The organism is Nocardiopsis codii (assembly GCF_036327455.1).
Lineage (GTDB): Bacteria > Actinomycetota > Actinomycetes > Streptosporangiales > Streptosporangiaceae > Nocardiopsis > Nocardiopsis codii.
Window position 1 is genome coordinate 38,793 of record NZ_JAUZMY010000014.1, and the last position, 12,217, is coordinate 51,009.

The window sequence follows — 12,217 nt, forward strand, 5'->3', positions numbered from 1 at the left end:
GGCCGGGGCGGACCTCAGACCACGCCGAACACGAACCCGCCCGGCGAGCGGGTGTCGTCGCCGAAGAGGTACTCGCGGGACGACAGCACGAACTCCTCGCGGTTGATGAACCCGTCGCCGTTGGTGTCGAGACCGGCGAACCGGTCCGCGGCGTCCGTGGCCTCCGCCCCGAGGACCCGCGCGTAGTGCAGGAACTCGGCCTCGCTGACGCTGTCGTCGCCGTCGGTGTCGAGGAGGTCGAAGACGGCCTCGGCCACGCCCTCCGTCATGTTGAACCGGCTCCGGTCCTCGGCGGCGGCGTGCATGGCCTGGACGAACCGCTCCCGGTCCAGGCGCGCGACCTCGGCCCCCGAGTGGCGCAGCAGCTCCAGCCACAGCATCTGGTAGGACGCCTGGACGGCCTGGGCCTTGCGCTCCTGCGGGTCCAGGCCGTAGCCCGCGACGTAGCTTTCGACCAGGCGCTGGTAGTCCGCCCAGGTCACGGAGCTGTCGTGGTCGGAGTCGAGGGCGTCGAAGAGACGGCTGAACCTCACGGCTGTCGCCTCGGCGGGGGTGGTGCTCACGTGCGTCCTCTCGTCGGGGGACGGGCCCTTCCCGCCCCGTGATCCTCTGAGTCTCCCGCGCCCGGAAAGGTTCTGCCGCCGGTCCGGGACACTCCGGCGCGACGGCCCCGGCCGCCGGTGCGGAGCGTGGCGCACGGGGACGGCCCCGGCCGGACGCGTCAGAGCTGAAACGGGCGGGCGTGACCCGGTTCGTCCAGGTTCTAGGCTCGATCACGACAAGGACGTCTAGGAAAGGACGGGCAGATGGACGCGCGCGCCCACATCGAGGCACACCGGGACGAGTTCCTCGCCGCGCTCAGGGAGTGGCTGGCGATCCCCTCGATCTCCGCCGACCCGGCGCACCACGACGACGTGCGGCGGTCCGCGCGGTGGCTCGCCGACCACCTCACCGCGACAGGGTTCCCCACCGTCGAGGTGTGGGAGACCCCCGGCCTGCCGGCCGTGTTCGCGGAGTGGCCCGCCGCCGACCCCGACGCCCCCACCGTGCTCGTCTACGGGCACCACGACGTCCAGCCCGTCGACCCGGTCGAGGAGTGGGACACCGATCCGTTCACCCCGACCGAGATCGGCACCTCGCTGTTCGCGCGCGGAGCCTCCGACGACAAGGGGCAGGTGCTCTTCCACGCCCTCGGCGTGAGCGCCGCCCTGGCGGCCTCCGGGGCCGACGCGCCGCCCGTCACCGTCAAACTCCTGGTGGAGGGCGAGGAGGAGTCCGGCTCGGTTCACTTCGCCGACCTGATGCGGGCCAACCGCGCCCGCCTGGCCTGCGACGTCGCCGTCATCTCCGACACCACGATGTGGGCCGCCGACACCCCGTCCATGTGCGTGGGCATGCGCGGCGTCACCGACGTCGAGATCAACCTGTACGGCCCCGCGCGCGACCTGCACAGCGGCTCCTTCGGAGGCGCGGTCCCCAACCCGCTCAAGGCCATGAGCGACCTGTTGTCCGGCCTCCACGACGAGGACGGCCGCGTCGCGGTCCCCGGGTTCCACGACGGGGTGGTCGAGGCCGACCGGGAGGAGCGCGACCTCATCGCCCGGCTGCCCTTCGACGAGAGGGAGTGGCTGGACACCGCGGCCTCCACCGCCACCTGGGGGGAGAAGGGCTACAGCACCCTGGAGCGGATCTGGCTGCGGCCGACCGCGGAGATCAACGGCATGTGGGGCGGGCACACCGGCGCGGGCGGCAAGACCATCGTGCCGCGCTCGGCCCACGCCAAGGTCAGCTTCCGGCTCGTCCCCGGGCAGGAGCCGCTGCACGTCCAGGACAGCGTCCGCGCCTACGTGGAGGCCAACACCCCCGCGGGACTGCGGGCCGAGCTGGAGTTCGGCGGCCCCGGCGTGCGGGCCTGCGCCTCCGACCTGTCCTCCACCGCGCTCAGGGCCGCGCGGTCGGCCATGGAGCGGGCCTTCGGCACGCAGGTGCTGTTCACCCGCGAGGGGGGTAGCGGCCCCGAGGCCGACATCGCCGACATCCTCGACGCGCCCCTGGTGTTCGTCGCCGTCGGCCTGGACGAGGACCGCATCCACGCCCCGAACGAGAAGGTGGAGGTCCCCCTCCTCCTCAAGGGAGCGGAGAGCGTCGCCTACCTGTGGGAGGAACTGGGCTCCGCCGACCGGGCCTGAGCACGCGTCCGCGCCCCCGGAACACATGCGGTCGCCGCATGTGTTCCGGGAACGGGCATGCACGGAGCCCTCCGGGGTGTTACCCCTGTAGACGCGGGTCGTGCGGACGGCCCTCCCCGACCTCTGGAAGGACCCATGGACGCCGACGCGACCCCCTCACTGTCCCGTTCCACCGTCGACCCCGCCGGACACCGGCGCGTGGACGAGGACTGGCTCGCCAAGGCGTGGGAGGACCCCGGCTCCCAGGTCCTGGTGCTGGAGGGCGGCGACCCGGGCAGCCACGGCTGGCAGGCGCTCATGGCCAAGCAGTCCCGCGCCCTGGTCACCACCGGCGACACCCGTGAACTCGTGCTCACCCGCACCCGCGACGCCCCCGAGGGCGAGCGCTACCTGCTCGGCACCGAGGGCGACCGCGCCTACTTCGCGGTGCGCTCCCCTCGGGAGCTGCTCGCCAACCCCGTCGCGGAGCCCGCGTCGCTGCGCGAGGTCGGGGCCGTCCTCAACGACCGCGACACCGGTCTCCTGACCCGGGCGATCGCCCTCGCCAACTGGAACGCCACCCACCGGTTCTGCCCCCGCTGCGGCGCACGCACCACCCCGGCCGCGTCCGGGCACGTGCGCGTCTGCGAGGAGGAGGGCACCGAGCAGTACCCCCGGATGGACCCGGCGGTCATCATGCTCGTGCACCGCGACCGGGAAGGGGAGGAGGAGGTGCTGCTCGGCAACAACCCGAACTGGGACGCGCGGCGCTTCTCCGTGCTGGCCGGGTTCGTGGACGCCGGGGAGTCCCTGGAGCAGGCCGTCATCCGGGAGGTGGCCGAGGAGGCGGGGGTGGTGGTCGAACGACCGCGCTACCTGTCGTCACAGCCGTGGCCGTTCCCGCGGAGCCTGATGATGGGGTACACCGCGCGGGCCGTGGGGGAGACCGAGCGCACCGACGACGAGATCGCCGTCACCCGCTGGTTCACCCGGCCCGAGCTGTTCGAGGCCGCGCGGGCCGGTGAGGTCCTGCTGCCCGGCCGGGTGTCGATCGCCCGCACCCTCATCGAGCACTGGTACGGGGCGGAGCTCCCGGGGGGCTGGTGACCGGGGCGCCGGGCCGTCCACAGGCGCCGAGGAGGGCTGGTGCCCTCCTCCGGGGGATGCCTACCCTGAAGGGGACGCCGCGGGGCCCGGGCGGACCGGTCACACGCACCGGTGCACGGACCTCGGACCGGGACGGCAGCGCACGGTCCTCGCACGCCTTCGCGTGTGCGGACGCCGCGCACCGTCGCCGCGCCAGGTCGCCGGGCACCCTCAGCCGGAGCCGGGGGAGGGGTTCAACTCGTCGGGGAGCGAGGTGAGAGGGCTCGTGCTGCTCTCCACCACGTCCCGTGCCAGCTCGGCCACCTTCCGGCCGCGCGAGCGGGCGGACGAGCGCAGCCGCTCGAACGCCTCCCGCGGCGCCATCGTGTGCCGCTCCGCCAGCACCCCGATCGCCTGCTCCACCACCACGCGCGAGTGCAGCGCGTGCTCCAGCTGCGCGATGGTGTGCCGCAACCGCTCGACCTCGGAAGCCCCCTCGGGGGCCCGGCCGGGGGCCTGTGAGCGCGGACGCGCGGCTCCCGACTCACCGGTCAGCAGGTCCGCGAGGACCATCGCGCTCACCAGGTCGGGCACCTCCTGCCCGTCTCCCACGCGCCACCCGTTCGGGGTGCGGCGCACCACGCCGACGTCCACCGTGTCGGCGACCGCTATGTCATGAGGCCTCATGTCGTCCCCCAACTCAACACTCCCCGTCGTCATCGTCCGAGCCCTGGTAGCGCCCGAGCGCCGTCGGAGGAGTCCCGTCGCGGTTCACGACCGGGGCCCATGACACGGAACGCGGTCACACCCGGAAGGTGTGACCGCGGCACGCGTACCGTCCTACGACAGCTCGGCCAGCTTCTTCTTCACCTGAGCGAGTGACGGGTTCGTCATCGCCGACCCGTCACTGAAGACCAGCGTCGGCACCGTCTGGTTGCCGCCGTTGACCTTCATGACGAGCTCGACGGCCTCCGGGTTCTCCTCGATGTTCACCTCACCACCGGTGATCCCCTCGCGGGAGAGCTGGCTCTTGAGCCGCTTGCAGTACCCGCACCAGGGGGTGGTGTACATCGTGAACTGGTCGGTCGCCGTACTCGTCATGTCGCTCACGTCCTTCTGCCTACGATCGCTGGTATTTCGTCCGGTCCCACATCTCAACACCGAGTGGCCCGGCCCGCTTCCCACGACCGTGCGACACAACGTGGGACGCCTCACAGGGCCAACTGGTTCTGGAATGTGTCATTCCGCTCGATAAGGGCAGAGTGCCGATCCGCTCCCCGCCACAACCGATACTTGAGAGACTGTGCCCCCAGACAGAAGCCCCGACCCCACACCCGTACAGCCGTCCCGACCACAGCAGGAGCACCATGGACCCCGACCGTGTCCTGGAGGGACTGGACCCGGAGCAGACCGAGGCGGCGCGTGCGCTGCGCGGCCCCGTGTGCATCCTGGCCGGTGCCGGAACAGGGAAGACCCGGGCCATCACCCACCGGATCGCCCACGCTGTCTCCAGCGGGGTGGTGTCCGAGCAGCAGGTCCTGGCGGTCACCTTCACCGCCCGCGCCGCCGGTGAGATGCGCGGCCGCCTGCGCGGACTGGGAGCACCCCGCGTCCAGGCCCGCACCTTCCACTCCGCCGCCCTGCGGCAGCTGTCGTTCTTCTGGCCGCAGGTCATCGGCGGCGAGAAGCCCACCCTGATCGAGAGCAAGATCCAGGCGGTCGCCCGCGCGGCCCACTCCGTGGGCGTGCAGCCCGACCGCACCGGCCTGCGCGACCTGGCCAGCGAGATCGAGTGGGCCAAGGTCACCCAGGTGCGGCCCACCGACTACGAGAAGACGGTGGCCAAGACCAGCCGCCAGGCGCCGATGCCCCCGGGGGAGGTCGCCCGGGTCTTCGAGGCCTACGAGGCGCTGCGCCGCGAGCGCAACCTGCTCGACTTCGAGTCCCTGCTCGAACTCACCGCCGGGATGATCAACGAGTACCCGGCGATCGCCCAGCGCGTGCGCGACCAGTACCGCTACTTCGTCGTCGACGAGTTCCAGGACGTCAACCCGCTCCAGAAGCTCCTCCTGGACGCCTGGCTGGGGGACCGCGACGACCTGTGCGTGGTCGGCGATCCGAGCCAGACCATCTACTCGTTCGCGGGGGCGACCCCCGGGTACCTGACCGGGTTCGCCGCCCGGTACCCCCACGCCACCGTGGTCCGACTGGTCCGCGACTACCGGTCCACTCCGCAGGTGGTGCGGGTCGCCAACCACGTCATCGCCCAGGCGCGCGGCACCACGTCGGCCAACCACCTGACCCTCCAGGCACAGCGCCCCGACGGGCCCGACCCCATGTACCAGGAGTACGAGGACGAGCCGGCCGAGGCCACCGGGGTCGCCCGCAAGATCAGCGTCCTCCTGGAGGACGGGACCCCCGCCAGCGAGATCGCGGTCCTGCTGCGCACCAACTCCCAGTCGGCCGCCTACGAGCAGGCGCTGACCGACGAGGGCGTGCCGTTCACGGTGCGGGGCACCACGCGGTTCTTCGAGCGGGCCGAGATCAAACAGGCCGTGCACACTCTGCGCGGCGCCCGGCACGGCGCGGCGGGGGAGGACCCCGAGCCCCTGGTGCACACGGTCCGGCAGCTCCTCGGCCAGCTCGGCCTGACCGAGCAGGCGCCCGAGGGCCGCCAGGCCCGCGAGCGCTGGGAGTCGCTGTCCGCGCTCGCCCAGCTCGCCGAGGACCTGGCGGCCGCACCGGCCCCCGGCGGCCGGGAGGTCACCATGGCCGACCTCGTGGACGAACTCGACGTGCGCATGGCCACCGAGCACGCGCCCGGCTTCGAGGGAGTCACCCTCGCCTCCCTGCACTCCGCCAAGGGCCTGGAGTGGGACGCCGTCTTCCTCGTGGGCCTCACCGAGGGCATGATGCCGATCATCTACGCGGAGACCGACGACCAGGTGGAGGAGGAGCGGCGCCTGTTCTACGTGGGGGTCACCCGCGCCCGGGAGCACCTGGCGATGTCGTGGTCGCTGGCCCGCTCGCCCGGCGGGCGCAAGAGCCGCAAGCCCTCCCGGTTCCTGGACGGGCTCCGGCCCGCCTCGCCGTCCACGGCCTCCAAGCGCGCCGAACGCCGCAAGGGCGGTGTGGCCCGCTGCCGGGTGTGCGGGAACGCCCTGGGCGAGGCGGCCGAGCGCAAGCTGGGGCGCTGCCTCGACTGCCCGTCCAGCTACGACGAGGCGCTGCTGGAGCGGTTGCGCGACTGGCGCCGCACCAACGCGCAGGAGCAGAAGGTCCCCGCGTACGTCATCTTCACCGACGCGACGCTCCAGGCCATCGCCGAGCAGGAGCCCACGAGCGTCTCCCAGCTCTCCGCCGTGTCGGGGATCGGAGCGGTCAAGCTCGATCGCTACGGTGAGGCGGTGCTCGCGCTGGTCTCGGGCGCGGATCCGGCGGACGTCACGGACGGTCCGGCCGGTGGCAACGAGGAGGAGACAGCGGATGAGTGAGAGCGCCGACGAGCAGACGCGGGGCCAGTCCCTCGACGGCCTGCTGGCCGTCCTGGATCTGGAGCAGATCGAGGTGAACATCTTCCGGGGGAGCAGCCCCGCGGAGGGTCCGCAGCGCGTCTTCGGCGGCCTGGTAGCGGGGCAGGCGCTCGTCGCAGCGGGGCGCACCGTCCCCGCGGAGCGCTACGTGCACTCCCTCCACGCGTACTTCATACGGCCCGGTGACCCCGCGGTGCCGATCGTCTACGAGGTGGACCGGGTCCGCGACGGAAGGTCGTTCACCACCCGGCGGGTGGTGGCCATCCAGCACGGGAAGCCGATATTCACCCTGTCGGCCTCCTTCCACAAGGAGGAGCCCGGCCTCGACCACCAGATCCCCATGCCCGACGTTCCGCCGCCGGAGGACCTGCCGAGCACGCGCGAACGCCTCCAGGCGGCGTTCGGGAAGGTGCCCGGGTTCGTCCGCTGGCACCCGATCGAGCTGCGCCCGGTGGGTCCGCTGTCCTTCGAGGCCGAACGCGACCCGCAGCTGCGCACCGCCACCAACCCGGTCTGGCTGAAGGTGGACGGCAAGCTGCCCGACGACAGGCTCACCCAGGTCTGCCTGATGACCTACGCCTCGGACATGACCCTGCTGGACACGGTCCTCTTGCGGCACGGACGCTCCTTCGCGGGCATCTCCATGGCCAGCCTCGACCACGCGATGTGGTTCCACCGGCCGTTCCGCGCCGACGAGTGGCTGCTGTACGCGCAGGAGGCCCCGACCGCGCAGGGCGCGCGGGGACTCGCCCGCGGGCTCGTGTACACGCGTGACGGCCAGCTCGTCTGCTCCGTCGTGCAGGAGGGGCTGATCCGCGTCGTGGACGCCGAGGGATGGTCCGACGCCCTGCCGGGTTCCTGACTCCGCGCCCCGGCCGCGCGAGTGCCCCGGACACGCCCGACGCACGCGGGCCCCGTCCCCGACCGGGGACGGGGCCCGCGTGCGTCGCCGGCGCGGAGGAGCGTTCCGGAAGCCGTGCGGTAACGCTCCCGGGCTCTGCGCCATTCCCCGCCCCCGGTGGCCGGATGCGGACGTTTTCGCAGGTCAAAAATAGGTTGCCGTCTTCACAGGGCAACCCATAGTCTGTACTCCGTCGCAGTGACCGCGCCCGGCGCAGGTGAAAGACCCTGTCGCCCGACTCAGAAGGAGGTGCCCCATCAAATGACGAACTCCACGCAGACCACTGAATTCATCACTGGCTTCGCCATGTCGTCGCGTCAGCTGTCCCTGACGGCTGTCTCGGGCACCGCCGAGAGCGGTCTGACGGGCGTCCTCGCCGGATTCGGCGAGTTCATCACCACCGGTGTCGGTCACGACGCCAAGGGCGGCAGCGACGAGTACGGAACCCACCGGTCCCGTGCCCTGTCGATGGTGTCCCCGGTCGTCCCGACCGGTGTCGGCAACGGCAGTGGTGTGCCCGCCAACCCTGAGCTCGCCCTTGATCGAGGCAAGCGCACGACGGAACACGCTGAAGCTACCCAGCGCCTGTACGGCGCATCGGGGGAGTGTCCACGGAGGATTCCGGCCTAGAGCAGCACAGGCCGAGAGTTTCGACCGTGGCCGCGGACCCCGACACAGGGGCCGCGGCTTTCTTTGTATCTCCGTCCGATCCCCGTCCCCCAGGGACGAGGGAAGAGGACGGCGGCATCGCAAGTCCAGGTCCCTCACCGGACTGGTTCCGGTGACCATCACCGACCGCGTTGTACGAAACGATCAAAGATCTTGGAGGGCACCGATGCTTGCGTCGGTCCTGGAGACGCCCCTGCTGGGCGACGACACCGAAGTTCCCTGCCGCCTCGAGCCCGACCTGTTCTTCGCCGAGGCGCCCGCCGACGTCGAGACCGCGAAGGCCGTCTGCGGAGCCTGCCCCGTGCGGGAGCAGTGCCTGACCGACGCCCTGGAGCGGCGCGAGCCGTGGGGCGTCTGGGGCGGGCAGCTGCTCGTCGCCGGCCAGGTCGTGGCGCGCAAGCGCCCGAGGGGCCGTCCCCGGAAGAACCCCGCCCCGGTCGCGGCCTGACCCACCACCCGCACTCCGCACCCGAAGAACTGACGAAGGACGAAGACAGATGATGTTCCTGGAACTCCTGCGAGTTGCCGAACAGACCGATATCGAGACCCGCGAGATGCAGAACAGAAGGCTCACGGCCCGTGTGATGCGCGCCCGCCAGCGGGAGGAGCGCCGTGCGGAACAGGCACTCATGGATCTCGCGTGGTCGCGCCTGTGTTGACCCGCCGTACAACGGCGGGATGACGTGGCGCTGAGCGTTCCGAGGTGACCGCGGAACCGGCGGGAGACCGGGCGGGCCCCCCGATGGGGATAACCGTCCGGTCTCTTTTTTGTTTCTTTCGAGTCAAGAGGGGGCTCGAAGTGCCCTGATTGTGTCCTGGCCTGACGCGCCGGGACCGTGCTGGTCAGGGCAGAACGCGCGACGGGGCCGTGATTCCCGACGATGCTCCGCGAATCGGGGATCCGGTGAAATCAATGACATAACAGGACAGGGCATATCTGTGCGGAAGCTCTCCTCTCGGCTACCGTAAAGTTCGTGCCCTCGAACACCAAAGTCGAGGTACGACGTAGCCCTCGTCGCCGACGCACCGTGTCGGCCTACAGGGACGGGGACACCACGGTCGTCCTCGTGCCCGCGACGTTCTCCCGCGCAGAGGAAAAGCGCTGGGTGGGTCGCATGCTGCAACGGCTGGAGGCCCGGGAGGGCCGTCGGCACTCCGGCGACACCGAACTCCACGAACGGGCGCTGGAACTGGCCCACCGCTACCTCGGCGGGGTCGAACTCCCCGACAGCGTCCGCTGGGTCGACAACCAGAACGCGCGCTGGGGCTCGTGCACCCCCGACACCCGCACGATCCGCATCTCCCGCCGTCTCGCCCGGATGCCCTCCTGGGTGGTCGACTACGTCCTCATCCACGAACTCGCCCACCTGTCCATCCCGCACCACGGACGGGACTTCTGGGACCTGGTACGCCGCTACCCCCGGACCGAACGGGCCCGCGGATACCTGGAGGGGTTCAGCGCGGCCTCGCGTGCGGAGGCCTGCGACCACGACGAGGACGAGGAAGCGGACGAGGAGGAGTTGGGCATCGCCGAGGTCGCCCTGGAGGAGTAGCCCTCAGGCACCGTCCACGCCGGCCCCGGAAATCCGGGCACGCCGCAGGACAGGGCCCGGCGGACGCGAGCCGGGAGAGGGCGCGAGACGCGGCCCAGGGAGTGTTTTTCAGGAGACTTCCGGGTCGGCGAGCGGCCGTCCAGGCAATCTCTCGCAAGACGATGTGCGACGTTCAGCCTGGTTGTGCTTCACGAGCGCAGAGGCGCAGCGAGAGGAAGCCTGGCGGACGCGAGCCCGGAAGGATGCAAAAAACACGGCCTAGACGGAGCTGCGGTAGACGGTCGCAGCCTCGGCGGCCGTGCGCACCAGGTCGCGCACGGAGTCGTCGGTGGGGTCCGGCAGGTCGCCCACCGGGAACCAGCCCAGGTCGGCCGACTCGTCCGGATCGCACACCAGAACGGCCGCCGACGGGGCGACCGCGGCGTACTGCACGTCCAGGTGGAAGCTGCCGCCCCCGCACGGCACCCGGTGCCGGTCCAGCCGGACGGGGTCGGGGAGGAGGGTCAGGTCCCGGAGCCCCGACTCCTCGACGGCCTCCCGCAGCGCGGCCGCACCCAGCGTCGCGTCCCCGGGCTCGCAGTGGCCGCCGGTCTGCAACCACATCCGGTGGATCCGGTGCAGGGTGAGCACGACCTTCGAGCCGTCCGCGGAGATGATCGCCGCACTCGCCGTCACGTGCCCGGGCAGGCACGTACGCCACATGGCGTCCGCGTGCCCGCCCAGGTGCTCCACGTAGGAGCGGCGCAGCTCCTCCTGCCGGGCGTCGGGCGCGGTCCACGCGTCCAGCACCGCCAGGGCGTCCGCGTGCAGTGACATCTACGCGTCCTCTCCGCGTGCGTCGTCGTCGCCGTCGTCCTCGGACCGGTCCGGTCCCGGGGCGGTCCCCCGGTCGGGCCCGGCCCCGGGCGCGTCGCCGGTCAGGGAGGAGATGTCGAAGTCGGCCCCGCCGAACCCGCCTCCGCCGTTCACGAACGCGTCCGGGTCGTCCAGGTCCTCACCGGTGGGCATGAGGTCGGGGTGCTGCCACACGGCGTCCCTGCCCTCCACCCCGCGCGCCTCCTCCAGGGCCGACCACAGGGCCGCGGCCTCGCGCAGACGGCGCGGGCGCAGCTCGAGGCCGACCAGGGCGGCGAAGGTGTGCTCGGCGGGTCCGCCGGTCGCACGACGGCGACGGGTCGCCTCGGAGAGCGCGTCCGCCTGCGGAAGCCGGCCGGACACCGCCGACGACACCACGGTCGCCACCCAGCCCTCGATGAGGGCCAGAGTGGTCTCCAGACGGCCCAGGGCCGCCTTCTGCTGCGGGGTGTCCTCCGGCTGGAGCAGGCTCTCGCCGCCCGCGCCGCCCAGAGCCTCCTGGAGCGCCTCGGGGTTGGTGAGATCGATCTCACCGAGGCGGTCCTCAAGGCCGCTGACGTCGAACGACATCCCGTCCGCGTACTCGTTGACGAGCCGCGACACGTGCGAGCGCAGCCACGGCACGTGCGAGTACAGGCGGTGCACGGCGGCCTCGCGCGCGGCGAGGTACAGGCGCACCTCGTCGGCGGGGACCTCCAGGCCCTCGCTGAACCGCTCGACCCCGCCCGGCAGCAGCGCGGCGTTGCCCTCGCCGGCCAGCGGCAGCCCGATGTCGGTGGTACCGACCACCTCACGGGACAGCTCGCCGACCGCCTGGCCGGCCTGGCGGCCGACCATCATGCTGCCCATCTGCTGGATCATGCCCAGCAGCGGACCCGCCACGGACTGCATCTCCTCGGGCAGGTTCTGCCCCATGGAGCGCACGGTCCTGCTCGTCAGCGGGTCGCACAGCTGGACCCACGAGTCCATCGTCTTCTCGACCCACTCCGACCGGCTCCAGGCCTGAGCGGTCTGAACACCGGACGGGAGGTCGGTAGCCTGGTCGAGCCACAGGTCAGCGAGGCGCAGGGCCTCCTCGACCTTGGCGTAGTCGGACACCGGCACGCTCGGGTCGCCCTCCTGGGCGACCGTCTGTCGTGCCACGTCCTTGGCCATCTCCCAGTTGACCCCGGACGACGACTTGTCGTCGCCGCCGGCGCCGGGGCTGGGCTGTGCCGACATCATGTCGGCGAACTGGCGCAGCATGTTGGCCATCTGCTGCGGGTCGCCGAACGGGAATCCGTCCGGCGTTCCGGAGTCCCCTCCGCCCGGGCGGCCGCTGCCGGCACCCGAGCCGGAGTCGCCAGATCGGCGTCCGGACTCGTCATCGGGATCGTTCGGCATGCTGAAACCGAAAGGCAGGTCGCTCACATCAGACCTCAGGCAGGATTAGGTTTGGTCTCCACTGTCACG

General features: G+C 71.6%; 13 protein-coding genes. 8 read left to right on the forward strand and 5 right to left on the reverse strand.

The window, feature by feature from the left end:
- Nucleotides 1–14: 14 nt before the first annotated feature.
- Nucleotides 15–563, reverse strand: a complete 549-nt coding sequence (locus Q8791_RS15490) for an EF-hand domain-containing protein (RefSeq protein WP_330092412.1) — start codon at nt 561–563, stop codon at nt 15–17.
- Nucleotides 564–806: 243 nt separating this feature from the next.
- Between Q8791_RS15490 and Q8791_RS15495 the strand changes: the two genes are divergently transcribed.
- Nucleotides 807–2,189, forward strand: a complete 1,383-nt coding sequence (locus tag Q8791_RS15495; RefSeq protein WP_330092413.1) for a dipeptidase — start codon at nt 807–809, stop codon at nt 2,187–2,189.
- Between the two features lie 135 nt (nt 2,190–2,324).
- Nucleotides 2,325–3,275, forward strand: a complete 951-nt coding sequence (gene nudC / locus Q8791_RS15500; RefSeq protein WP_330092414.1) for an NAD(+) diphosphatase — start codon at nt 2,325–2,327, stop codon at nt 3,273–3,275.
- A 210-nt stretch (nt 3,276–3,485) separates the two neighbouring features.
- Here the strand turns inward: nudC and Q8791_RS15505 are convergent, their stop codons facing one another.
- Together Q8791_RS15505 and Q8791_RS15510 are read right to left on the reverse strand one after the other, a co-directional pair.
- Complete coding sequence (locus tag Q8791_RS15505; RefSeq protein WP_330092415.1) at nt 3,486–3,941, reverse strand: ANTAR domain-containing response regulator; 456 nt, start codon at nt 3,939–3,941, stop codon at nt 3,486–3,488.
- 153 nt (nt 3,942–4,094) lie between these two features.
- Nucleotides 4,095–4,355 carry a mycoredoxin gene (locus Q8791_RS15510; RefSeq protein ID WP_330092416.1) on the reverse strand — a complete coding sequence of 87 codons (261 nt, stop codon included), beginning with the start codon at nt 4,353–4,355 and terminating at the stop codon, nt 4,095–4,097.
- A gap of 266 nt (nt 4,356–4,621) precedes the next feature.
- Here Q8791_RS15510 and Q8791_RS15515 point away from each other — a divergent pair, with 266 nt between their 5' ends.
- The 6 genes from Q8791_RS15515 (at nt 4,622) to Q8791_RS15540 (ending at nt 9,910) form a co-directional block, all read left to right on the forward strand.
- Entirely contained in the window at nt 4,622–6,748 is a 2,127-nt protein-coding gene (locus Q8791_RS15515) for an ATP-dependent DNA helicase UvrD2 (protein ID WP_330092417.1), read from the forward strand.
- Nucleotides 6,741–7,649, forward strand: a complete 909-nt coding sequence (gene tesB, locus Q8791_RS15520) for an acyl-CoA thioesterase II (RefSeq protein WP_330092418.1) — start codon at nt 6,741–6,743, stop codon at nt 7,647–7,649. Before Q8791_RS15515 ends, tesB begins: the two co-directional genes overlap by 8 nt.
- Before the next feature lie 300 nt (nt 7,650–7,949).
- A complete protein-coding gene (locus Q8791_RS15525) occupies nt 7,950–8,318 on the forward strand; it encodes a hypothetical protein (RefSeq protein WP_330092419.1) in 369 nt (122 codons plus the stop codon).
- A gap of 205 nt (nt 8,319–8,523) precedes the next feature.
- Entirely contained in the window at nt 8,524–8,805 is a 282-nt protein-coding gene (locus tag Q8791_RS15530; protein ID WP_330092420.1) for a WhiB family transcriptional regulator, read from the forward strand.
- A gap of 49 nt (nt 8,806–8,854) precedes the next feature.
- Nucleotides 8,855–9,016: a hypothetical protein gene (locus Q8791_RS15535; RefSeq protein ID WP_330092421.1), complete on the forward strand. Its 162-nt coding sequence runs from the start codon at nt 8,855–8,857 to the stop codon at nt 9,014–9,016.
- A gap of 315 nt (nt 9,017–9,331) precedes the next feature.
- Nucleotides 9,332–9,910 (forward strand): M48 metallopeptidase family protein, encoded by a 579-nt coding sequence (locus Q8791_RS15540; RefSeq protein ID WP_330092422.1) that lies wholly within the window; start codon nt 9,332–9,334, stop codon nt 9,908–9,910.
- Between the two features lie 258 nt (nt 9,911–10,168).
- On the opposite strand, the gene Q8791_RS15545 is transcribed toward Q8791_RS15540, so the two are convergent.
- Together Q8791_RS15545 and Q8791_RS15550 are read right to left on the reverse strand one after the other, a co-directional pair.
- Nucleotides 10,169–10,726 (reverse strand): NUDIX hydrolase, encoded by a 558-nt coding sequence (locus Q8791_RS15545; protein WP_330092423.1) that lies wholly within the window; start codon nt 10,724–10,726, stop codon nt 10,169–10,171.
- Nucleotides 10,727–12,175 carry a zinc-dependent metalloprotease gene (locus Q8791_RS15550; protein ID WP_330092424.1) on the reverse strand — a complete coding sequence of 483 codons (1,449 nt, stop codon included), beginning with the start codon at nt 12,173–12,175 and terminating at the stop codon, nt 10,727–10,729.
- Between the last annotated feature and the right edge of the window lie 42 nt (nt 12,176–12,217).

Excerpts from the sequence above, each read along its gene's own strand:
- Q8791_RS15525 (WP_330092419.1), top strand. The coding sequence starts at position 7,950 with ATGACGAACTCCACGCAGACCACTGAATTCATCACTGGCTTCGCCATG.
- Q8791_RS15545 (WP_330092423.1), bottom strand. The coding sequence starts at position 10,726 with ATGTCACTGCACGCGGACGCCCTGGCGGTGCTGGACGCGTGGACCGCG.
- tesB (WP_330092418.1), top strand. The coding sequence starts at position 6,741 with ATGAGTGAGAGCGCCGACGAGCAGACGCGGGGCCAGTCCCTCGACGGC.
- Q8791_RS15535 (WP_330092421.1), top strand. The coding sequence starts at position 8,855 with ATGATGTTCCTGGAACTCCTGCGAGTTGCCGAACAGACCGATATCGAG.
- Q8791_RS15530 (WP_330092420.1), top strand. The coding sequence starts at position 8,524 with ATGCTTGCGTCGGTCCTGGAGACGCCCCTGCTGGGCGACGACACCGAA.
- Q8791_RS15510 (WP_330092416.1), bottom strand. The coding sequence starts at position 4,355 with ATGACGAGTACGGCGACCGACCAGTTCACGATGTACACCACCCCCTGG.
- nudC (WP_330092414.1), top strand. The coding sequence starts at position 2,325 with ATGGACGCCGACGCGACCCCCTCACTGTCCCGTTCCACCGTCGACCCC.
- Q8791_RS15515 (WP_330092417.1), top strand. The coding sequence starts at position 4,622 with ATGGACCCCGACCGTGTCCTGGAGGGACTGGACCCGGAGCAGACCGAG.
- Q8791_RS15495 (WP_330092413.1), top strand. The coding sequence starts at position 807 with ATGGACGCGCGCGCCCACATCGAGGCACACCGGGACGAGTTCCTCGCC.
- Q8791_RS15505 (WP_330092415.1), bottom strand. The coding sequence starts at position 3,941 with ATGAGGCCTCATGACATAGCGGTCGCCGACACGGTGGACGTCGGCGTG.